15 protein-coding genes are annotated in these 22056 nt (G+C 61.8%); all 15 read right to left on the reverse strand.

The genetic code is table 11. The features are described from left to right. Positions 1-98: 98 nt before the first annotated feature. The 15 genes from BG90_RS36035 to BG90_RS00275 all read right to left on the reverse strand — a co-directional run bounded on the left by BG90_RS36035 (position 99) and on the right by BG90_RS00275 (position 21643). Complete coding sequence (locus tag BG90_RS36035; protein WP_157135687.1) at positions 99-1208, reverse strand: putative type VI secretion system effector; 1110 nt, start codon at positions 1206-1208, stop codon at positions 99-101. Between the two features lie 224 nt (positions 1209-1432). After that, complete coding sequence (locus BG90_RS00215) at positions 1433-1780, reverse strand: toxin VasX (protein WP_010111647.1); 348 nt, start codon at positions 1778-1780, stop codon at positions 1433-1435. Positions 1781-1901: 121 nt separating this feature from the next. After that, positions 1902-2915: a DUF6708 domain-containing protein gene (locus BG90_RS00220; protein ID WP_038802559.1), complete on the reverse strand. Its 1014-nt coding sequence runs from the start codon at positions 2913-2915 to the stop codon at positions 1902-1904. A 2-nt stretch (positions 2916-2917) separates the two neighbouring features. Next, positions 2918-5767, reverse strand: a complete 2850-nt coding sequence (locus tag BG90_RS00225) for a T6SS effector BTH_I2691 family protein (RefSeq protein ID WP_010104369.1) — start codon at positions 5765-5767, stop codon at positions 2918-2920. Next, positions 5764-6639, reverse strand: coding sequence for a hypothetical protein (locus BG90_RS00230; protein ID WP_010115868.1), 876 nt, complete (start codon positions 6637-6639; stop codon positions 5764-5766). Before BG90_RS00230 ends, BG90_RS00225 begins: the two co-directional genes overlap by 4 nt. 1 nt (position 6640) lies before the next feature. Beyond that, positions 6641-9481, reverse strand: a complete 2841-nt coding sequence (locus BG90_RS00235; RefSeq protein ID WP_025989864.1) for a type VI secretion system Vgr family protein — start codon at positions 9479-9481, stop codon at positions 6641-6643. An 11-nt stretch (positions 9482-9492) separates the two neighbouring features. Next, positions 9493-10074: a hypothetical protein gene (locus BG90_RS00240; protein ID WP_232239026.1), complete on the reverse strand. Its 582-nt coding sequence runs from the start codon at positions 10072-10074 to the stop codon at positions 9493-9495. Between the two features lie 9 nt (positions 10075-10083). After that, positions 10084-10311, reverse strand: coding sequence for a hypothetical protein (locus BG90_RS34415; protein WP_124072276.1), 228 nt, complete (start codon positions 10309-10311; stop codon positions 10084-10086). Positions 10312-10397: 86 nt separating this feature from the next. Then, positions 10398-10892, reverse strand: coding sequence for a hypothetical protein (locus BG90_RS00245; RefSeq protein ID WP_010104375.1), 495 nt, complete (start codon positions 10890-10892; stop codon positions 10398-10400). After that, positions 10870-14205 carry a type VI secretion system Vgr family protein gene (locus BG90_RS00250; RefSeq protein ID WP_045568014.1) on the reverse strand — a complete coding sequence of 1112 codons (3336 nt, stop codon included), beginning with the start codon at positions 14203-14205 and terminating at the stop codon, positions 10870-10872. Before BG90_RS00250 ends, BG90_RS00245 begins: the two co-directional genes overlap by 23 nt. Before the next feature lie 108 nt (positions 14206-14313). After that, a complete protein-coding gene (locus BG90_RS30880) occupies positions 14314-16722 on the reverse strand; it encodes a T6SS phospholipase effector Tle1-like catalytic domain-containing protein (protein ID WP_038801968.1) in 2409 nt (802 codons plus the stop codon). Next, positions 16719-17297 carry a DUF3304 domain-containing protein gene (locus BG90_RS30885; RefSeq protein WP_085967513.1) on the reverse strand — a complete coding sequence of 193 codons (579 nt, stop codon included), beginning with the start codon at positions 17295-17297 and terminating at the stop codon, positions 16719-16721. The genes BG90_RS30880 and BG90_RS30885 overlap by 4 nt, the downstream gene beginning before the upstream one ends. 17 nt (positions 17298-17314) lie before the next feature. Beyond that, entirely contained in the window at positions 17315-17893 is a 579-nt protein-coding gene (locus BG90_RS00265; protein WP_025989866.1) for a DUF3304 domain-containing protein, read from the reverse strand. 112 nt (positions 17894-18005) lie between these two features. Then, complete coding sequence (locus BG90_RS00270; protein ID WP_010115877.1) at positions 18006-18842, reverse strand: DUF4123 domain-containing protein; 837 nt, start codon at positions 18840-18842, stop codon at positions 18006-18008. 2 nt (positions 18843-18844) lie between these two features. Beyond that, complete coding sequence (locus BG90_RS00275; protein ID WP_010115878.1) at positions 18845-21643, reverse strand: type VI secretion system Vgr family protein; 2799 nt, start codon at positions 21641-21643, stop codon at positions 18845-18847. Between the last annotated feature and the right edge of the window lie 413 nt (positions 21644-22056).

Genomic DNA, 22056 nt, shown 5'->3' on the forward strand with positions numbered 1-22056 from the left:
ATCATTAAAATCCACAGAAAAGCCATTGATATCAAAGATATCTTCCATCAATCCAATCAAATAAATTTATCATTTATTCAATTTCTAAATAACCCATTTTAATATTTAAAATACAACCTACCCAAACCAGGTCGCCCCTCCACTCGCCTAGCGATCTTGCTTTTCCCAGGGAGATCGATTCGCCACACTTTCCCCCAACTCAATACTTCAAATATCCCCTCCGCCATCCTTACAAAATGCATAAATTTCCTTGCAATATTTATCGCAATTATTCCGTATATGACAAACAAAGCACCCGATACCATTGAAATCAATTCGAGCACACTCATCCAATTGCCGTACCCTTTCACAAATAATACAACAGCCAATAGGCCACCAAATCCAATCACAACGAAAGCAAAAAACAACAGAAATAATTTCGCAACATTTTTAAAGAAAGCCTGACGACCTCGAGAACAGTGCGGATATAACGCGATCGTCCGATCGAATGGCCGAAGTATGGCAAATGCCCGATATGTTCCATCATTTAATGGCTCAGCCACCACCTCTACCTCGCCATCATTTTGAAACGGAGACCACATTAACCAGCCAGAAACTTGCTTTCCGTTAATTTCAAATTGAACCTTATCGGCCTCCTCTTTTATGCCCGCCAGAGATGCCAATCCGACTGCCCCTCCCGAATCTGCCAACGCAGACGCCACTGCTGTAAATCCAGCCGCCGAGCGCTCCAAATCACTCAACAGAAAATCCCCGGTAGTGCGTTCCTTGTGAAAATTTTCCAGAACCCCACGTAGCACTAACGCCCGACTAGTATCCATATTTCGATCACTTATCCCGATCACGCCAACGAGACCCACGCTCTTGCGCACCTTGATCGCACGCCCGCGACTCGAAAACACGTTTGATCCTTCGGTCTTGGCGACGGCCGAAGTCGCCATCCGGAACGCCTCCGGCGAACTTCTCCCCATTCGGTGTTGAGCCTGATACTCGCCCAGGAACTTGCTCCGCAGTTGCGGCTCGACCTTGGCTTGCTGCAAAACGAGTTCTTTCACCTCGTCGCTCTTGATGCCGACCCGCAGCATGAACACAGAGTTGATGATCGCCTCGCTTAGCGCGAAGTACATGTCTGCAGACGAGCATCGCGAAACGCCCCCAAAGTCGCCGAAGCTCACTGCTTCGGGCAGCTCCGTGCTCAACAGGCCCGGCAAGGTTCCCCCTTCGCCGTGGTCGCGACAGCAGGAACATACTCGACGACGTGTTGCAGATTGACTTCAGTCAGCGGCGCCGAATACGCTCCGGCCTCGGGGGCCGATATCCATTTCGCGGGTTCGATGAGCTGTATGCACTTCCTGCGCAAACTTGCCGCCTGGGCGTCTTTCCCACCATAACGTTTGATCGTGTCCTGGCTCCACGACCATTCGCTGAAGGCGATTCAGACATTGCCGCACTGATGGGGCTTTTCGACGACAAGATATTGCAGACGCGACGCACTATGCCCTTTACATTGACATGCCTGCGGCGCGGCGACCCCTTTCGCACTCGCGGTATCCAGATGCTTCCAGAGCGTGCCGTCCGGCGCGACGGAATACACCTCCCAATAGAACGCGCCGCGTGCGCCCAATTCGTAGAGCAGGTAGACGAAACCTTGGCGGAATTGGCGCAATCCGTACTTGCCTTGCGTCAGCGCCACACCCGTGACGCTCTTGTCGTCGAACGGCCCGAGACCCGGCGCATCGAACGCCTTGGGCACCACCGCGTAGCGCGGCGGATAGACCGCCAATCCCTGTAGCTTGCAAACGTCGCAACGATCATCGCTTCCCGCCAATTAACCACAGCAAAACCACCGAACTGCCAAGCGTTTCTCATTCAACCGTTGGCAGCCAGGATGAAAAATGGTCACATCATCTGATGTGCTGGTGGCTGCTCGCCTTTTTGGCCTCCGTCCGCTCCGCCTTTGCTTTTGCGATTGCGCGCTCCATCACACCGGGCACCGTCGCCGCGAACTCGCCGATCGAATCCGGGATCGGCCACACGTTCGGATCGTTCGGTTCCACGCGGCATTCGGCCTCGATCTCCGGCGGAAATTGCGGCTCCTTGCACGTCTTGAAGACCAGCCAGCGCACCACGGTGAACAAGCCGATGAATGGAGACAGCAGGATACGCTTCGCTGGCGTGGTCGCATTTGTGAAGCCCACCGCGGAAATCAGACAGTTCTTCAGCGTCGGCGCCACCGACAGTTCCACGTACTTGTCCAGCGGCACTTCGGCAACCGCCTCCGGCCCCTCGTCCATGTATCGCCGGATGAACTCCCACATCTCCAACACCGGGCGATCGCTCTCCGCGCAATGCCCCAGTGCGAAAGTGTCCTTGACCACGTCGCCGTCCATCACCTCGCCGCGGATGTCGCGAAGGAATTTCATGTCCGTGCCGCGTCCGATGTGGAAAAACACTGACTCCCATGGCACGGTCAGGATGCCGCCGTCGCGTTTGTCGCGGAAAACATGAATCTTGCGAGTCTTACGATTGAATCGAATCGGATAATATATGCATTTAAACAATTCAAATCTTAGAGATTTAAAATAAAAGACAACAATGAAAATACAAACGATCAACGCACTAGACGCAGCCCCTATAGAATCACCATAATTATCCGAAAAAAACAATGCATATCCAATCAGAAAAGCAAAAGCAATAACGAACACCAAAAATCCGACAAGCGGAATGGCCGTACCCAGCATTCCGCGATACAAGAAACGTCGATCAATCCAATCAATATAAGTTGAATTGATCGAAATCAAGCCAATTCGCTGCCTTGGAGAGTAATTGTTTTGGCGTCGACGAAGAAGCGCAGTCGTCTCATTGATATTATCAGCCTTCTCACCATAGCAGAACGGGCGCATCCAGCCAGTATACATAGTCAACCCCCATTTCCCATTACCGCCAGCGCCACTTCTTGCTGCGCCAATCCTTTAAATTTAAATTTACTTCCACCGCTCTTCTCTTCCATACCATAGAGTGTGTCACTCAACCAATCCTGCAAGGCATTTGGTTTGATCCAGGCATTCACCATCATCACAACAGCAACAACCACACCAACAATAAAACCAATACCAGCAGTTCCCGCAATTATCATTAACACAGCCGCGCCCACTGCAGCAATACCCAAACCTATACTAGCCCAACCGATAAAAGTATGCCGCTCGCGAATCTCCAATCCCTCTTTTATCGACATTACCCCACCAATAATTCCACCAATTACACCCAATATCTTCCCTCCTCCTGTAAGCCAGGATGCACGCGATTCAATGTTGACTGCCTGAAATTTGAATTGCCAGCTAGTCTTAGTCGCTCCCCAAGCGAACTTCTCCAGTCCGTTGCCAATCGTCTCGCTCACTCCCCCCACAAGCCCCGTCACCCCCCCACCAAAGTTCACAGCTTTCCCCACTACCTTGTCCGGTTCAGCCTTCATCATTTCTTCGTAAGATTTGGAGAGCGTATACGCAGAGAGGCAAAGCTGAACCACTCCAACCTTCACATCCAAATTACCCACCTTGCGGACGCTCTCATACATAATTTCGTCATAATCCTGGACCGAGAGCGCGCCTGCTCCTCTCCCCTTCAGCTTGTTCGCTGTAGCTTCGTCCACCAATGCGATGCCCCGGAATGGGTATTTTTTGCTGGTGTCCATTCCCTGTCTCAACATGGGACGCACACTTTCGCGAAGGCGCTTCTCGTCGCTACCACTTGTCGCTGCCAACATCTTCGCCAAGGTCTTGGTCGCCTGACTGAAACTCTGCATCCCCCGCAAATCGACCAGTTTCAAATTGGGATTCCCTTCCCTTGCCACGCAGCCCAACAATCCTATCTGCCATTTCGCGGGTACTAGAGAGAGCAGTGGTTTCGCCAACAGTTTCGTGGCCCCTGCATCGAATTCATCCGACATGAACTTTACGAGCGGTCCACAATACTGATAAACAAAACGTGCAATGCGGTCCATGTACTTTGCCCTGAGCTCGCCTTTGCTTCCTGCCACCATGACATCCTTGAATTTGTCATGGAATTTCTCCGCCAAATCTGCCAACGGAAAGTCGGACTTCGCACCGTTCTCAGCAGCCTTGTCCAACCACCCTTTGATCAGCGCATCATTATTGAACGCGCCAGCCCGTAGCAACCACGCCTCGGATTTTTTGGGATCCTGCTTCAGGCAGTCGAGGAAAAAATTGAACAATGCCGTCCGGCCACTCGCACTGTGGATTACCTGTGTAATCAACTCGGTATAGGACGCACCGCTATCCAGGTCCTTGGAGTCGAAGTTGTGACTGAGATAGTGCGAGAACGCTCCACTTTTCAGCCAGGCCAAATACGGGGCATCGAGTCTGACCAACGTCTGAGTGCTGAAATTGTTCAATTTCGTCTGGTACTCCGCCAGTTCTCGCTCAACTCGCGGCTTGTCATAATAAGATGTGTACTTCTTCCAGGCATCATCGACCAGCACATCAGACTTGGCCTCACTTGCTTCGCGAATGCGCTGCCTCTCTTCAGCCTTCGCACGCTCGCGCGCCTCGACCTGTCGCTTGTATGCGCCATAGCCTTGCGTCATCATCGTCAGTGCGTCGGTTACTTGGTCGCCCCCCTCGATATTCGCCATGCCCTCCGCCAAATCAGCGGCATTTTCGTTACTGCGAACATCGTCCTCGACCGCGCCGTGCCCCACCGCCTCCTTCAGTGCGCCGATCAACAACGCCGTGTCGTGCTTCCATTTGAGTTGCGGATCCTCGCTGAACTCCGCGCTCCGTTGCAGCGCCAGGCCATTGAGTTCCATCGCGATGCCCGCGGGATCGTCGAGCGCCACCAGTGCAGGCCGATGCGGCTTCGCCGCCTTCGCCCCCCATGCGATCATCGCGTTAGCGTCGGCCGCATCCGCATAGAAGTCCTGTGGTGAGAACGCCCAAGCCGCAGACACGACTTTTCCCTTGTCTGCCGCCTTTACGCTGACCGCAGCAGGCAACAAATCCTTGATCAGCGACGAACTCATCGCCAACGCTCGCTTTGTCGTCGCATCCGTGGCCAACAACTGTGAGGGCGTCCTGTAAGGCACCGGCAGCAAGCTCGTCACGTAAGTGGCAGTTTCCTTGTTCAGTGCGCCGGGCGTGGTCGCATATTCGGCCACTCGGCTGGCGAGTTCGGCGAACGGCGCCGCGTGGGGCTGACTGGCTTCGCCGCGCCAAGCCGCAACGTCGATGCTGCGCATGTGTGCTTCGCGATAAGCCGGGGAACTGTTCTTATCCAACACGTCCTTGGTCCAAGCCACGTCCGAAAAGCCGAGCCACACCTTCGTCGCTTTCGCCGCATTCTTGACCGTGATGCAGCGTGCGATAAAGGCGTCGCCCTCTCGCTTGCAACTGAACTCGACCTTGCCCCACCCACCGGGCGGCGCCTTTGCGTACGGGTCGAACTGAAAGAGATAGGCGCCTTTCGTCACGACATAGGCTGACCACTCCTTACGTGCCTCGTCGTAAACGTACAAGTAACCGGGACGCAGCAATCGCGTCGTGTAATGGGCAAGGTCGCCAGGAAGCTCGTATTTGCTCAGGTCCTTGCCTTGCTCCTTTTTCTTGTCGACCGCCAAAAACGGCGCCTTGAGTTCCGGAGCATTGCCCTTGTCCTTTCGAGCAATCGCGTAGCGCAGCGGGAGAATCGGGAGTCCTTTCTTGTCGCAGAACTGACAGACAGTCGGCGGCAGCGAAGAGCCAACGGACGAATTCATACGCGTTCCTTGTACGGATGGTTCATTTCATCGACCAGGCGCTGCATGGTCGTGTCATCGAGATCGGAGCAGAGATCGGCATATGTCGCCTCATTCTCTTGCGTCTGTTTCAGACGCACCTGCAATTCGGGATGCTGATGAATGCGCGGATGGAATCGAATCGCCTGGCTCGCGTAAAGCAAACGATCTGAACGATCGGCAAGGCGGTGGAGGTTCCATGCTTCTGCGAGCAGCGCATTCAGACGCTGCGCGAGACTCGCGTCGTCAGCCAGATCGGGAGCGATGCGCGACAACAAAGTCAGCGTCTGGTTGATCTCGCCGAAGCGCAGCAGCGTCGTCCATTGCTCCGGAGACAACCGCATCCTGGCGGGAACGTCCGTAATGCGCGCGTCGCGCGTGCGATTCCACCATATCCCATCGGGTTCTCGCCACGCCCACGAGTCGATCGGTCCAAGCAGGCTCTCCCATTGATCCGCACTCAGCAGCCAGTTCAAATGCCGGAAGACCTTCGGATCGTGCAGTCGAATCACGTCGTACTCGCGGCGGGCGAGATGGTATTGCTCCATCTGGGCGATCAGATGCCCCCTGATGTAATCAGTCCCTCTCGTCGAGTGGAGCAACGCCGAGAAATATGGGTCGTCGTATTCGCGGTCCCATATTCGCGCACGCGCCAAAAGCTCGTCCCGCGCCGCCGCATCCAGCGACGCCAAACAGACGAGACGCGGAAAAAGATGCGCCTGTTCCCGGTAGCGATCGGGAACAAGCGACGCGGTTTCGAGATCCGCCCAAGCCTCTTCGTCAATCTGCAACGGGTTGATCACCGCGTACTGAAACGCGAGGAAGTTTCTTGAATCGAGTTCGAACGAAACCATGTCAAGCCGCCGACTTCATCGTGCCTTCGTGCGCCACGTCGGCTGCGCGCGTCTTGTACTCGCACAGTTTCGGATCGCCCTTCGGCAATTGGGCCGATGCACTCGCACTCTTCGGCCCCGTCAACTGATGCGCAGCCGCCTTGAAATCCGCCCGCCCCGGCGCGCCGACGACGATGTCGTTGCCCTCCATCTTCAGATACGCCTTCGCCGCCGTCAGCAGCACGCGCTGCTGCGCCTGCAAGGAAGCGCTGCCCTGCGCGCTCGCGACCGTGACGGCCTTCTGCGCACTCGCGCTCAGCTTGCCCGCGTTCTGCGCCTGGACGCTCACCGAGCCGGACGCCGCGTGCATCGCGATGCCCCGGCCCGCCACCGGCCGCCCGTTGCCCGCCGCGCCCTGCGTATACAGCGCGATGCCGTGATTCGCGACGACGCTCGTCTTGCCCTTCGCGGTCAGCTGCACGTCCTGTCCGGCGCTCAGCGCCGTCTCGGCGCCCGACACCCAGACGTGGCTCTTCGCCGACATCGCAGCCAGCCCGGCCTCGCCATGCGCGACGAGATGCGGCTTGCTCCACGCAACCGCGCTGCCGCTCCCGCCGCCTGCCATGTCGCCGCCGCGTCCTTCGCGCGTCGCGCCGATCGCCTCCCTGCTCTGCTCGAGGCCGTCGACGGCGGGCAGCGGCTTCGCCGTACCGCCGCCCGTCGACGCGCTCTGCCCGGCGGCGGCGCTCTTCGCTTGCGGCGTTGCGCAGCCCGGCTCCGCACCCTGCTTCTGCGCGAGCTCCGCGAGGCTCTGCAGCATCTGCCGATGCTGCGCGAGCACCTGGCTCGGCGCGCTCGCGTCCATCTGGCTCACGCCGGGCGCCGTGCTGATCAGCAGCCCCGCGCCGCCGCGCAGCGCACCGGCGGCATCCGTCGCGAGTTCCGCGCCGTAGCCGCGATCGGCCTGACGCTGATTGTCCTGAATCTGCTTGATGTGCCCGAGCGTGAGGCCGCTGTTGCGGTCCGTCGTGTACAGGCGCGCGCTCGACTGGCTCGCCGTGTCGTCGAGCATGAATTGCCGGTAGCCGCCCGTGCCTTGCTGGCTGACGCTCATGTCCTGCGTCTTGAAGCCCGTCAGCACTGCAGCGTGCGTATTGCCCGCGAACCACGCGGCCGCATTGCCGGTGCTGCTGCTCGGACCGCCCGCCTGCGCGTTGTGCTGCGCGTCGGCGTTGCCCTGGCCGTTGTAGAGCGCCGCCACCGCGACCGGCCGATCGGGCTGTCCTTCAAGCCACTCGGTCCACACTTCCTGACCCACGCGCGGCACGCTCACGCCGCCCCAGTTGTCGCCGCCCACGGGCGTCAGCATCCGCGTCCACGTGCCGGCGCTCCGGTCGGCCGGCGCGTTCGCCGCATGCGGGTGGTCTTCTCGGCTCGCGGCGTTCTGGCCGCGCTGCGCATGGTGCTGAATCCGGATTCGATGATCGCGGTCGGTGTGGACGGGATCGCCCGCGCCCACGACGATCGCCGTCTGAGCGCCCGGCATCACCGCGACGGGATGCGCGCGCGCGCCGTGACCGGACGCCGCCAGCGGCCGATAAGCCTGCTCGGCCGGCAGCGCGAGAAAGCGGTTCCGATAAGCGGCATCGTCTTGCATCAGCGGCTCGCCGTGATGCGTATCGGCGCCGAGCGCCGCATGCAACGCGCTCGCCGCGCCGTGCGTCTCGGACGCGGCATCGGCGATCGGCGGAATCGCGCCAAGACGTTGTTCGATCGCGCTGCGCACTGTCGCGTCGACGTTCGCGCGCGCCGAATGCTCGACTCGCAGACAGACGAACGCATCCGACGCGCCAAGCGTCGGATGATGCGCAATCGCGAAACGCAGCCCCGGGCGCAGATCGCGGCGCGTGCTTCGGCCTTCGCTCTGAAGCGCGGCCACGCGCTGCGCGTCGAGCTGCTGCTGCGCGCGCCGGTCGCCGATCTCACCCGTCTGGAACGCGTACGGTCCGGCGACGTCGCGATCCTCGCCCGGCACGACCGAGCCGTTCGCGCGCGCGCCCGTCGGCCGCGTCGACAGGCTGCGGTGATCCCAGCTCGCACGCGCGACGCTGCCGATGCGCCAGCGCCGCGCGTTCATGAAGTGCTGGATGCAGCCCCGCGGATCGCCGTCGCTCGTCTGGTGGAAGCCGACGCGCTCCGGATCGTCGGGCGCGAACCGCCGGTTCGAATCCGCGAGCACGAGCGTATGCTTGCCGAGGCTCGACGCATGCGGATCGCCCTCGTGCTCGAACCAGTAGAAGATGCCCTCTTCGGCCCACAGCCGCTCGAGGAATTCGAAATCGGATTCGCCGGCTTGCGCGGTCAGGCTGCGCCTCGGATATCTCGTTGCGTCGGCGAGCGCCCAGCGCCACGCAGGCGCGATCGCGCCGCGCGTATGACGGCGGAAGATCTGTTCGGTGATCTCGACGATGCTCGCGTTCTGATGGTTGTAGCTGTCGACCCGCTGACGCAGCAGAGACAGCCACGGCTCCACGACGAGCCGCACGCGCGCGAGGCCGCCGTTATAGCCGATCAACTCGGCTGCGATCACGTGGCCATGGAACGGCCGGCGCGCATCGCGCCCTTCCGCCGCCTGCCACTCGATCAGGATCGGAGCGCCGATCAATTGCGCGAGCGGCAGCGAAGGATTCTCCGTAAGCGCGGTGAGCTGGAACCGGAAGCCGCCGTGATCGAGCGCCTCCCAGCCGTGCAGGCTTTCGGCGACGATCGCGTTCGCGCCGAGCGGCGTCGTCACCCATAAGAAACGGTCGTGTTGCGACCAGCCGCCGAAAAGTGCTCGTAGAACGTCAGTGTGGATCGACATGGCTTGTCCGTTCAGTGGGCCCGGCACGCGAAGGCGTGCGCGGCCGGGTTCGGGTGTCGGGATGCGGCGCGACGGGATGTTGCCGTTCGGCGCGCGGATCGGCCGGCGATGCAGGCGCGTGCGTTCGTCTTGCCGGCTGCCGATGCAGCGGATGTTCGCACCGACCGCCGGTCGCGCCGTTCGTCACGCGTCGCATACGAATGCATCGATGTCGCGTGAACGAACGCCGGCTCGAGCGCATGCGAGCGAAGCCGCGCGGTCCGCGACAAGAAGCGAAATACGTCAGTGCCGAGATTCATCGACAGTCCATTCAACGTGCAAATATTTGATGGCTTCGCGGAGACGACGAGCACGGATCGTCGCCCCCCTGACGGCGGCGCGATGCGCACTCGCCCGGCCATGTTTTCGAGTACGCAAAAACGCCCGCCGTAAGCCGTTCCGGAATCGTCGCCACGCGGAATGATCCCGAAGTCGTGCCATTTGCCCGTGTCGAGAGGCCGCGGTGGCGTTTCCGCGATCGCGCCGGCAATCGACTGGCCGTACACGGTGCATTCGCCGCGCTTCATATAGACAGGCGGTACATCGTCCGGCACTGCGATGCCTCAATAGATGACGTCCGGACTGGCGGGACCGGTCGCCCGGCTGATGCCTGCAATATGGAGACGTACCGATTGTTCACCTCCATCGCCTTTTTCAGGAATACAAGCCACTGGCTTTCCGTCGATCCGCTCGATATCGACACGCACCGTGCCTCGCGACATCGCTGCGGCATGTGCAGCACACCAGATCGACATGATGCATATCGAACCATTGCGGAAGATCCGGCTCATTTTCAAATTTCACCAAGAACGGGGCAATCGCACGGCGACCGATGTCGGGTTTCATGACGATCCGGTCCACGGACCGCTCAACTCTGCTATTTCCCGCTCGAGCACGTATCGCCCCCCTCGGAAGGCAGCACGACGCGTCCGCCACCGCCCGGCTTCTTACGTACGCAGAAGCTCCCTCTGTATATGGGTCCGTCATCTTCGCCGCCCGGCATGACGGCGAAGTTGTACCACTTGTCGAAATCGAACGGCTTCGGCGGCGTCAACACCGTTGCGCCGGGAATCGACTGACCGTAAACGATGCACTCGCCACGCTTCAGATAGATGGGGGGAGCGTCGTCCGGCACTTCGATCTGCCAATAGATGACATTGGGACTGGTGGGGCCCGTCGCCCGACTCACTCCGACGAAACCGAGCCGCATGCTGGATTTTCCCCCGTCGTCGCTCATTGGAATACAAGCCGCAGGCTTTCCGTCGATGCGCTTGACATCCAAAGGCACGGGGCCTTTTGACATTGCTCCTGCCTGCGCAATGCACCAGCATGACAACATGCATATCAGACTATTTCGGAAGATTCGATGCATTCTTCGGGTCCTGTAAAAATGGAGCCAACACCTGTCGAAGTTGGTTCTTGCTTCCTGGATGCGCATGAATCACTTCGCTTCGGTCATCGATAACAATGAGCGCAAAATAATCCGCAATGAGATTGCCTTGCTGCTCCATATTGAAGTCGCTGAAGACTTGTCCGGGTTCGATCTCGTACCGATACGCGCTATCGCCGCGAATCGTCACCGAAAGCGCATGCCAGCGCACGGCATATCCTCGCTGATGCTGCCAGACGTGCGTCATCTCGTGCATGAACCAGCCACGCTTCGGATACTCTTTACCGACAACCGAAAAGTCCTCCTCGAAATCCTCTTCGCGGAAATACATGTTGTCGTTCGGCGTCACGGCCGTGTGCTTGCTCTGCAAGTTGAACCAGAAATAGCTGCCCTTGTGCACGCGCACGGCGCTGTAATCGATGCTGTCCTGGAACACCGTCTTCGCCATCTCGATCTCGCCCTCGGTGAGCGCGCGGCTCTCGCCCTTGACCGTGACGGACTGCTCCGAACTGCCCACCAGCATGTTGTTGGTCCCGACGCCCTTGATGTTGACCTGAACCGGCGGCAGCGGCGCATCCGACGTTCGCCCGCAGCAGTCGACGATCTGCGTCGGCGTCAGCGTCGCCGACTGGATCGCCGTCGGCCCGTCCGTCGACACGCGCTCGGTCCTGCCTTTGTCGTCGGTGACGCCCGTCACGACCGAGCCGTCGGCGAGCTTCAGCTTGTAAGCGACGTTGCCGAGCGCTTCGCCCTGTTCGTTGACGAAGCGGATCTGCTCGTCGAACAGCGCGAGCGGCGCCGGGATCGGCAGCGGCGGCAGCGACGCGCTCTCCGCCGCCGGCCCCGGAAACGGATGCGCGCCCGCCTTCACGAGGAACTGCCCCGGCGTCTCGACCGTGATGTCGCCGCCCTTCAGCGTGATCCGGTTCGGACCTTGCTGCAGCACGATCGCGTCCTTCGCGAGCACGTCGATGCGCTCGTCGGTCGACACGATGCGCACCGACTGGTCCGCGAGAATCTCCATCGTCGACGTGTGCGCCTCGACGCTCACCGGCCCGTCGCTCGCGATCGCCTTCAACCCGCCGGCGGCGCTGTAGAGGCTCACGGCATCGCCCGACGCGGCCGCGACCGTCGCGCCGGCCGCCACGTGCGCGTCGCCCTGCGCGGTCAGATGCACGTGCTGCGCGGCATAGGACGCCGCGCTGTGCGGCGTCGTCAGCACGATGTTCTCCGGCGATTCCATCAGCACCGCGGGCGCCGCGAACCGCTCGACCGGATCACCGCCGTCGCGCCGCGAACCGCTCGGCTTCGTCGCGCTCTGCCCGTTGACCGCGCCCGTGTACTTGCCTTCCTGCGCGGGATCGATCGCCTTCAGGAAGTCCGCCTGCGCGGCATTGGCCGCGAAGCCGCCCGCCTGTGCGGCGGTCGCCGATTCGTTCAGCCTCTTCGCGGTCTGCACGGCCTGCTTCAGCTGACCGACGCTCTCCGCGACGTCCATCTGCGTCGACGTCGCGAGCCGGCGCGCGGTGCTCGACACGAGCACGCCTTCGCCCGCCCGCACGACGCCCCATCCCTGCGTCGCGAGCTCGAATCCTTCGCCGCGATACATGCCGCGCACCGCGCCTTGCTGATCGATCAGATAGCCCTGCGCGAGACGGCTGCTCGCGGTCGAATTGCTCAGCTCGTGCCGCAGTTGGCCCGCGGCGTCGTCCATCACCCAGCGGCTGCCGGACTGGCCGTCGAGCGTCTGCGTCTGAAGGCCCGTCAGCGTGCCGGGATGGTTCGCGTCGCTGCCTTCGCCCGCCGCGAACGGCGGCTGCACGCGTCCGCCGTAAACCTGGCCCAGCACGACCGGCATGTCGATGTTGCCCGATTCGAAGCCGATCACCACTTCCGCGCCGACGCGCGGCGTGAACGCATGCCCGAAATTCGGCCCGGCCGACGATTCGGCGACGCGCACGAGCACGCCCGACCGATGGTCGCCCGGCGCGTGGCCCGCCGGATTCGAGCGGCTCGCCGTATCGGTCAGGCCGCCGGGCAGCGGCGCGGCGCCGCGCATCCACGGAAACTGCACGCGCACCTGATGATCGCGCGTGCTGCTGACCCGGCTGCCGGGCTCGCCGACGACGATCGCGGTCTGCACGCCATGGACGGTCGGACGGTCGCGATACGGCGGCACGATCGGCGTGCCTTCCGGCGCCGCGACGAAGCGGTTGCGGTACAGCCCCTTCTCCAGCTCGCCGCGCTCGAGCAGCTGGCCGATGTCGGCGCCGAGGTTGTTGACCGCCTCGTGCTCGATCGACAGCGGCACGAACGCGATCGTCTTGTCCAGATAGCCGTTCAGCGTGTGGATCCTGCCGATCTCGAGCGTGCGCGACGAGCCCGCGCCGTAATGGATCAGCTTCGGCAGACGCAGCGCGTCGAGGCGCTGCTCGGCGTAGCGCTGCGCATCGTCGGTCGTGTCGAAGCGCCCGGCACGCTGGCCGTCGTAGATCTCGCGCACCGGCAGCACCGGCGCCTTGTCGTCGGGCTGCCGCTGCGCGTGGCCGGCGAGCGCGAGCAACTCGCTCGCCTTCCAGCTCGTCGCGACGACCTTGTCCGGCACCATCTGATGGCGCTCGGAGAATTGCGTGATCACGCCGTCCGGATCGCCGACGTCCTGAAGGTTGTACGAAATTGCACTGCCGCGCTGAAACTCGGCGCGGCGATCGAACACGACGACCGTGTGATCGCCCGACGCCGCCTTGCCCGCATCCTGCGCATGCTCGATCCGGAACGACAGGCCCGCTTCGGAGAGCTGGCGCAGCACGAACGCGTCGTCGGTTTCGCGATACTGGCCGCGCAGGCTGAACTTGCGCAGCGGCTCCTTCAGCTCGTAGCGTCGACGCGCTTCCGGATAGTCGCCGAACACGCGCTCGCAGATGCCCTCGGTGTCGAGATCGACGAAGTACAGGCAGTTGCGGCGCAGACGCAGCAGCGCGAGCCATGATTCCATCGTGAGGCGGTAGCGCGTGATTTCGCCGTCGCTGTCCGCGTACGCCGCATGCGTGACGTAGCCGTTCCAGCACCGCTCGCCCGCGCCCGTCGCAAGACGCAGACGCGCCGCGCTGCCGACGAGCGGCGTCAGATCGACGAACGGTTCGTTCGACAGCACGTCGATCTCGAAGCGGAACGACTCGTTGACGCCCTCGCGACCGTGGAAGCGCTCGACGACGAACGCGCCCGGCATCGCGGTATCGATCTGGATGTGGCGGGTCGTTTGCGAATAACCCGTTAATGCGGCGACTAAATCCATGTCAGTTCCCAGTACTCGTATGCGCCCGTGCTCGCCCTTTCCGTTCGACGCACGTCGTTGCATTGACTTCGGCCGGCGCGCGATCGCCGGACATTCGCGTGCGTTCGATCATTGGAACAGCACGCCGATGCCCTTCATGTCAACGGCGCGTTGCATCTGGATTCGCATGCCTTCCATTTCTTCTTGCACCGTCGGCACGCGCGGCTGATCCCAGCGCACGCCGTTCACGAAGACGGTTCGCCAACGCAGGAAGCCCCACAGGAAATAGAATTCGCGGCCGCTGGTTTGCAGCGCGAGGCCGCCCGTTACTTTCGGGTCGGTGAGCACGGCGCTGTCGGTCGGCGCGCTCGGATCCTTCGCGGCGCGTGCTTTTCGGGCTGTCTGCATCGCGGCGTCGTAGCGCTTCAGCAGGTCGGCCTGCTGCGCGGTGAGCGGAGAGCGCGGCTCGGGTTCGGGTGGGAAGCCGGTACCCGGCCCCCAGCTCAACGTAGCCGAACCCATCCCCTGCACCGCCTGCCACGGCCCGGGCACGCCAGCGTCGGCGCGCTTCTTCCACGCGGCATGCGCACGCTCGAAATCGGCCTGCTTGGTCTTCAGTTCCTGAATCTGCCTATGGTTCCACACGTCGTCGTCGTCGCCGAGCGGCTTGAACCACGCGCGCGAGTCGTGCATGTAGTTGTCGTACAGCGCGCTGATCGGCGCTTCGGGCGGGCCCATGTTCCAGTCGCTGCGGACTTGTTGCCACTGCTCCCATTTTTCCTGGAGTTGGGCTTGTACCAGTTTCACTGCTTTGTCGCCCAAGAAAACAGTCAATGGAGTAGCGCCCGGAATAATGAGTTCGGCGGCGGCCGCAGCCGGAAGTAGCGACGTTGAGATAAAAGCGGCCGTTTTCGGATTCTCGCGGACCCACTTCATTGCAAATTTCTCGGCGTATCGGGTAACGGTCGGACCGCCCGCTTTCTCGACCTCCAGCAGATCGTCCCATTCTTCCTTCAACTCCGCGTTCGCGCTGTCCAAATCCGCCGCATCTTGCGGGTAGCTTGCCTGCGCAGCCTTGAAGCTCGGCTGCGCGCGCATGTCCTTGAGCCGCATCTTCCGCCAACGGAGATACAAGCCGTAATGGCAACGCATCAGACCCGGGGTGCCGTGGTCCTTCGCGTAGTAATAGTTCTCGCTCGTTTTTACGTAAGCCGCGAAAGCTTGTTTTAGTCCTGCTGAAATCGCGAATGACGCGGCCACGTCCTCACCGATACCGGGTCCTTTGATATCCAATGGCACACCCGCCTTACGAGCTTCTCGATACATATCGAGCAACGGAACTTGCGAAAGTTTGTCGGAATCGTCCCGACCACGCCCCTGTTCGCCCGGCCCATAGCCTCCACCGACATCCGAGTGAACACCCGGGTAGACGATCTCCTCGCGACCGTTCATCGAGCAATCGATAAGGTCAAGTGGAAACGATCCGCGCGGTTCATGCGCGGCAACCATATGTACGCAACGGTGCACGTAGTGCGGCACCGCCATCAGTTCCTTGCGCCCCCATCCTCCATGCCCGTCGAATAACGTTGCGGCAGCGCTCTGGGCGATACCGACCGATGCTACCGTATCAAAGATGCCGAGAAAATCGTATGAGACCGGCACCCCGCACAAACTGAAATCGGGATCAAGTGCGTCAGCAAGCCAATTCGAAAAAGTGCGCGCCTCCGCTGCGCCGCGCGAAAATCCGAATACGTACAGCCGAATGCGTTGCAGCTTCGGCTTTCCCTTGACCAGCAGATCACCGATGCGTTCTTTTAACCGGGCACGACGATCGAGCAATACCTTGCGACGCTTATTGTCCCAAGCTTGCAAGGCATCATTCCACTTTGACGAATCCAAGTCGTCCTTTAACTGCGCCCAATTCGTGTCTAGATCCCAGGTCAATTCGATACCGTTCTGTTCGGCCGCAATCAGCTTGAGCGCCCCGACACCAGAACTGGAACGCGCCTTGATATCACCGACGCTTCCGGGTTTAGGCGGCGTACCACCAAGATCGATGCCCTTGAAATTCATATCAAGGCTCATCGACTTTACGATTTCTTTATCTTTTTCCCCTGTTGCCGCTGTCAGCGAGCGACCGTGAGCATAGGTATGTAAAACATTATGAATTTGCAAAAGTGCCCAATTGATGCGCCCTTCCCCTGCCCATCCTGCCGCCGCCCCGGACGCCGCTTGTAACCCAACACCGTGATCGTCGATCTGGTCAACAAAAGGCGTACCAACTCCTGCGACGTAGATCCGATAGTGGTATCTGTCGGCAGGAAATGTCGCTCTCAGACGGGCCACGTTACTATCCCTTTTCCCTGTCCCGTCACGATCCGCATTATTGCGTGTGCCATCAAAGAAAAACCCGATGTGCAGTGTCTTACAGCAACTCATACCATCATCAGATTGGAGCCTACGCAGAATTGCGTCCTGCTCTTCCTTGGTAACAACATTGACATCGGGACGCTGTGCAGAAGCGAAACGGATACTCATGGCTTGATCCTTTTATCGGGGACCGGGCAGCGCGGATCATTGTTCAGCATCGTGAAATTTCCAGGGCAAGCCTCATTTGGAGCCTGCAGCCCCTCTGGAAAACCAGGAAAGCCGGGCATCCACTGTGACGCATAGACTTTAATTTTGTCGCCTGGGAAAAAAAGTACCCACAAGAATCCATCTGAGAAATATTCATACTTCTCGACAGGTACAACTCGACTTGTCATCGATTCGGGGTCTTTTTTAAACATTTCGTCGTTGCGCCACTCAACTGTGACAGTCAGCCCGGGGCGCCATTTATTTGGCAGGGAAACACAACAGATAATCGTTCCACCACCACTACCAATTCGGGATGGGACATTGCCTCCCCATGTCCCATCGACATAAAATCTGCCGATTGGAACCTCGGTATAGTTGAGCGCATTCAACTTCAAACTCATCGCGTCATCTTCCGACCGAGCGACCTCCTCACCTTTCGTAGTGAGGGGCGCGGACGCCCTATCTGTTGCGCGCGAGCAACCCGCACCAGCCAGAAACACCATCAGGAATATGGTCAATCTAATAAAAATCTTCATCGGGCCAAAGTGCAAATTCATGACTTGATTCTCTTATCCGGATGAGGGCAGCGCGGATCGTCGTTCCTCAGCGTGAAGTGTCCTGGACACGCCTCGTTCGGCGCTTGCAGCCCTTCCGGGAATCCCGGAAAGCCGGGCATCCACTGTGACGCATATGCTTTAATTTTATCTCCCGGCAAAAATAGCACCCACAAGAATCCATCTGAAAAATATTCGTACTTCTCGACGGGTACAACGCGACTCGCCATCGACTTCGGGTCCCGCGCGTACATTTCGTCGTTGCGCCATTCGACCGTCACTGTCAGCCCGGGATGCCATTTACCGGGTAGCGAGACGCAACACAAGATTCCCATGCCGCCGCTGCCTACTCGCGCGCGTACATTTCCGCCCCATACGCCGTCGACATAGAGCCGGCCGATCGGCACATCCGTGTAGTCGAGCGCATTCGGCATCAAACCCATCGTGTCGTCATCCGACTGCGACACGACCTCGCCCGTCTCTCCCGCCTTCGACGACGCGTCGTGCGCCGAACGCGAGCAAGCAGCCACACTCGCCGACAACGCCAGCACCAGCATCAGCCGAAAAACGACATCCATCGCGAAACGCAACGGCACGGTCAGCCTCTCGCGCCGAACCTGAGATCGCACAACCAGCGACATCGCCCAACGCTTCCCCTGCACCCCGTTCCGAATCACGTCGCCGCCTCGACTACGCGGAAACCGCGACCGGCACCAGCCACCCCGCCGCCTCGAGCGCATCGAGCGCCGCCCGCGCCGCAGCCGACGGCGACGTCGTTTCCTTCGCCCAGACTTCGCTCACGCACGCATGAGCCTGCGAAGGCGTCGCCGTGAGCCGTCCGAAGCTTTCCGGCCGCTGCCGCACGTGAAAAATCAGCGTGTCGATCTTCGACGCCTGCCTGAGCGCCGCGATCTGATCGGCGTCGAGGCGATACGGCTCGCCGTCGCCGCCGTCGTCCGACGCGATCTCGATACCGACCGGCGCGACATCGAGCTCGACGAGCGACGCCGCGCGATCGAACAGCCACCACGCGTCGATGCCCGCAAAAAAGCGATTGCGCTGGGCCGGCGTCAGCACGCCCGCCCACGTCGGCACGCAGCGCGTATCCGCGAGCCGCACGAGAAACGCTTCGTCGTCTTCGGCGCGCGCCTCCATCTGCCCGCGCAAATGCGCGACGAGCGCGTCGATGCCGTGCGCCGCGCGCAGCAAGCTCAGCATCGGCCGGCCGTCGGTCTCGCGCAGCAGGGCCGCACACACTTCTTCGCGCGGCTGCGCGTCGTCCGGCAGCGGCATCAGGCAAGGCGATATTTCCATCAGACCTTCGCCGTCGTAAACGCCTTCGTAAAGTGCGACGACCGCGCCGTTCGGATTCAGCGCCGCAAGCGCATCGCGCAGCGACGGCGAGAAACCCATGTCGAGCAGCGCATACCAGCGTCCCTCCGTCGACGGCGCATCGAGCACTTGCCGCAGACGCGGCAATGCGTCCGCCGGATATGGATCGATCCAGTCGAACGTTTCCATCGTCATGCTCAGACCGCCTTGCCGGCCAATGCGCTGCCCGACTGCATCGCGTGTTTCACGCACTCGACGCAGACCTTCTCGGGGAACTGCGGCAGCGCGGTATCCAGTTGATCCGGGCCGACGAACGCGTGCTGCGCCGCGTGCACGACGAGCGACCCCGGGCAGCCGAAGGTGACGTTGCCGCCCTCGATCGTCAGATGCGCGCCGCCGCTGACCGCAAGGTGCACGGTCTGCTTTGCCGCGACCTCGACGTCCGCATTGACGGACGCCACTTTCAAATCGTCGCGCGCACGCAGCGCGATCGCGTCGTGCTGCGCCTGCAGCGTCAGATCGTCCTTGCCGGAGATCACGCTCATGCCGACGCCGTTCGCATTGCTCGCGCCGGCGAGCCAGCCGATCCCCTGCCCGCTGTGGATGCGCAGCGTCCGATTGACCCCGAGGTTGGTGTCGTTGCCGCTGCCGATCGTCAATGTCTCGCCCGCCGCCCATTGCAGCGACTGGCCGGCCAGCAATCCCTGGCCGCCCTTCGCTTCGATCCCGAGCACGGCGTCGCCGGTATGCGGCAGCGCGTTGCCCGTCGAGCGGCTCGACGCGTCGGCCGACGCTTGCGCGTAGCCGTGAGCGCCGACCGTCGTCGCGAAGCTCTTCCGGAGCGCGTCGAGCGGCGCGGCGTCGCTGTTCATCGAAGACTGGCCGGCCTTCTCCGCGCCGCGCTGCGCGGCGAACGGCAAGGTCTTGTGCGTATCGGCCGACTTGTCGAGGAGCTTCGCGAGCGTCGCCTGCTGCGCGAGCAGCGACTGCAGCGCCGAGACGTCGCCCGCCGGCTGCGACGGGCCCGTCGGCGCATAGCTGGAGAGCAGCATCCCGCGCGCGCCGCGCAGCGCGCCGTACGCGTCCGAGCGCAGCTCGACGCCCTGTCCGCGGAAGCTGCCGAGATAGTTGTCGGCCTGATGGCGCAAGTGGCCGATGTTGAGCTGGGTCGCCGCATGCGTCGTCGCCATCTGCATGCGGCCCATGCGGTCGGTATCGTCCGCGACGAGCTGGTTGTAGCCCTGGCCGTCGAATCCCCGGCTCTTGAAGCCGGACAGCGCGCCCGCATGATCGTGACGCTTCGCGCCGCCGCCCGCGCCGTGCCACGCTGGGCTATGGCCGCCCGCGAGATTGCCTTGCGCGCTCGCCGCGTGATCGGCGGCCTGCGTATAGACCGATTCGTCGAACGGCTGCCCCGCTTCGCCGCCGGGCGTCGGCGACTCGCCGCCTTCGCCGCGGCCGTTGAACAGCCCGCCGAGCACGACCGGCCGATGCACCAGCCCGTTGAGGAACTGCACGAGCACCTCGTGACCGATCCGCTGCGTCTGCTGCAGCCCATGCCCCTGGCTCGCGAGACGCTGCATCGCGCGCGTCGGGTAGGTGCCGGTGTCGCCGTCCGCCTGCCAGTGATAGCGCAACCGCAGCCGGCCCTGCGCATCGGTGTGCACCGGTCCCGTCGAGCCCGGCCGCGATTCGCCCCGCGGGCCGACCACGATCGCCGTTTGCGCGCCGAGCGCCGTCGGCGCCGGATTCAGCCGCTGCCCGGTGCCGTCTTCGAGCGTCGGACGCCAGACCTGCTCGCGCGGCGCGGCGTCGAAACGGTTCGCATAGCCGCCCGCCCGCGCCTGCTCGAGCACGCGCGCGTCGAGGTTCGCAAGCGGCAGCGGGCCGAGGCTGCGCTCGACGCGCTCCATGACAGTCGCCGGCAGATTGTTGACGCCGACTTGTTCGACGCGTGTCAGCACGAACGCGTCCGGCACTGGCGCGCCGCCGCGCGGCATGCGCCACGTCGCGTTGGCGATGCGCAGCGCACGGCCGGCGCGCGCGGTGCGCAACGTGCTGTAGCCGGTCCAGAAGCGCGCGCCGGAAACGATCGCCTCCGCATGCCGCCGCGCGGCGTCTTCGGCATCGCGCAGGCTGTCGAACGCCTCCGGTCCGACGTCGTCGTACAGCTCGCGCGGCCCGGACGGGCTGCCGAGGCTCGCTGTCGCCGTCGTCGACTGATTGCTGCGGTAGTCGCTGCTGATCAGCGTGACGCGATCCGCGGTCAGCGACAGCGACTGCCCGATGCCGACGATCACGTCGTCCGGCTCGGTCGCCATTCCGCTCAGGCGCTGCGGCACGCCGCCCGCGCGCGCGGATGTGTCGTCCTCGGGCAACTGCGTGCTGTCGTCGAAGATCAGCAGCGTGTGGCCGGCCGGCGCGTCCGCATCCTCGACGAAGCAAAAGCCGAGGCCCGCCTCGGCCAACACGTGCCGGACGAAATCGAAGTGAGTGTGGGTTCGGTATTGCACACGGTAATCGCGCGCGCCGAGTTCCGCGATGCGCTGGTTCGCGTCCGCCGTGAAACGCCAGCGGGCGATCGCGCCGTACGGAGCGAACACCGCGCCGAGCACGTCCGCGATGCTCTGCCTGACGAACGTGCGCTCGTCGCGTCCGTGCGTCAGCGCGGCGAGCCAGGGCACGAGCTGCAGGTAGTAGCGCGCGAGGCCGGCGTCATGGCCGATGCACTCGGCTTCCGCCACGAGCCCGCTGCGCAATGCGCTCGTGCCGTCCGACAGCGCGGTGCCGATCGTCACGCGCTGCCCGAGCATCGCGTCGAGATCGAGACCGGGATCGGTCGCGAGCGCGTAGACGTCCCATCGGAAATTGTCGGAGAGCGCGTCATGCCCCACCCACCGCTCGATCTGCAGCGACGCGAGTTCGCTTGGACCGTCGAGGGAATAGAGACGATTGGCGGCGCCGAAAAACGACGTGAATTGCGTGATCACGCTCATGAGAATCCCGCTCTCTCAGGGTTCAACTATTTTTAAATACGGCGTGCTGCGACGGAAACGGGACGACGGATAAAACCACTGAGCCGCGCGACCACCACCCTCAAACGATCGCGAAAATGCGGCGCAGCGAAACCCGGATTACGCGCGATACGATTCGACATGCCGCATCGCCGGGATCCGGCATCGATGCCGCCGAACGACAGGTCCCCTATTAATGGCGAACTATTTTAAATTACGGCGCGACGCTAGGCTATAGGACACACCGGCGAAACTCAAACGACAACGCGCGCCCGGACGCTATCTCAAAATGAAAATGTTTCGTACCGCCACGGCCGAGCCGATTTTCAATGCCGATCAGTAAATCTTTCCTTTAAGGTAATAAATTCCGCCAGCAAAATTCCAATATCGTCTCC

It is taken from the genome of Burkholderia oklahomensis C6786 (assembly GCF_000959365.1).
GTDB classification, from domain to species: Bacteria; Pseudomonadota; Gammaproteobacteria; order Burkholderiales; family Burkholderiaceae; genus Burkholderia; species Burkholderia oklahomensis.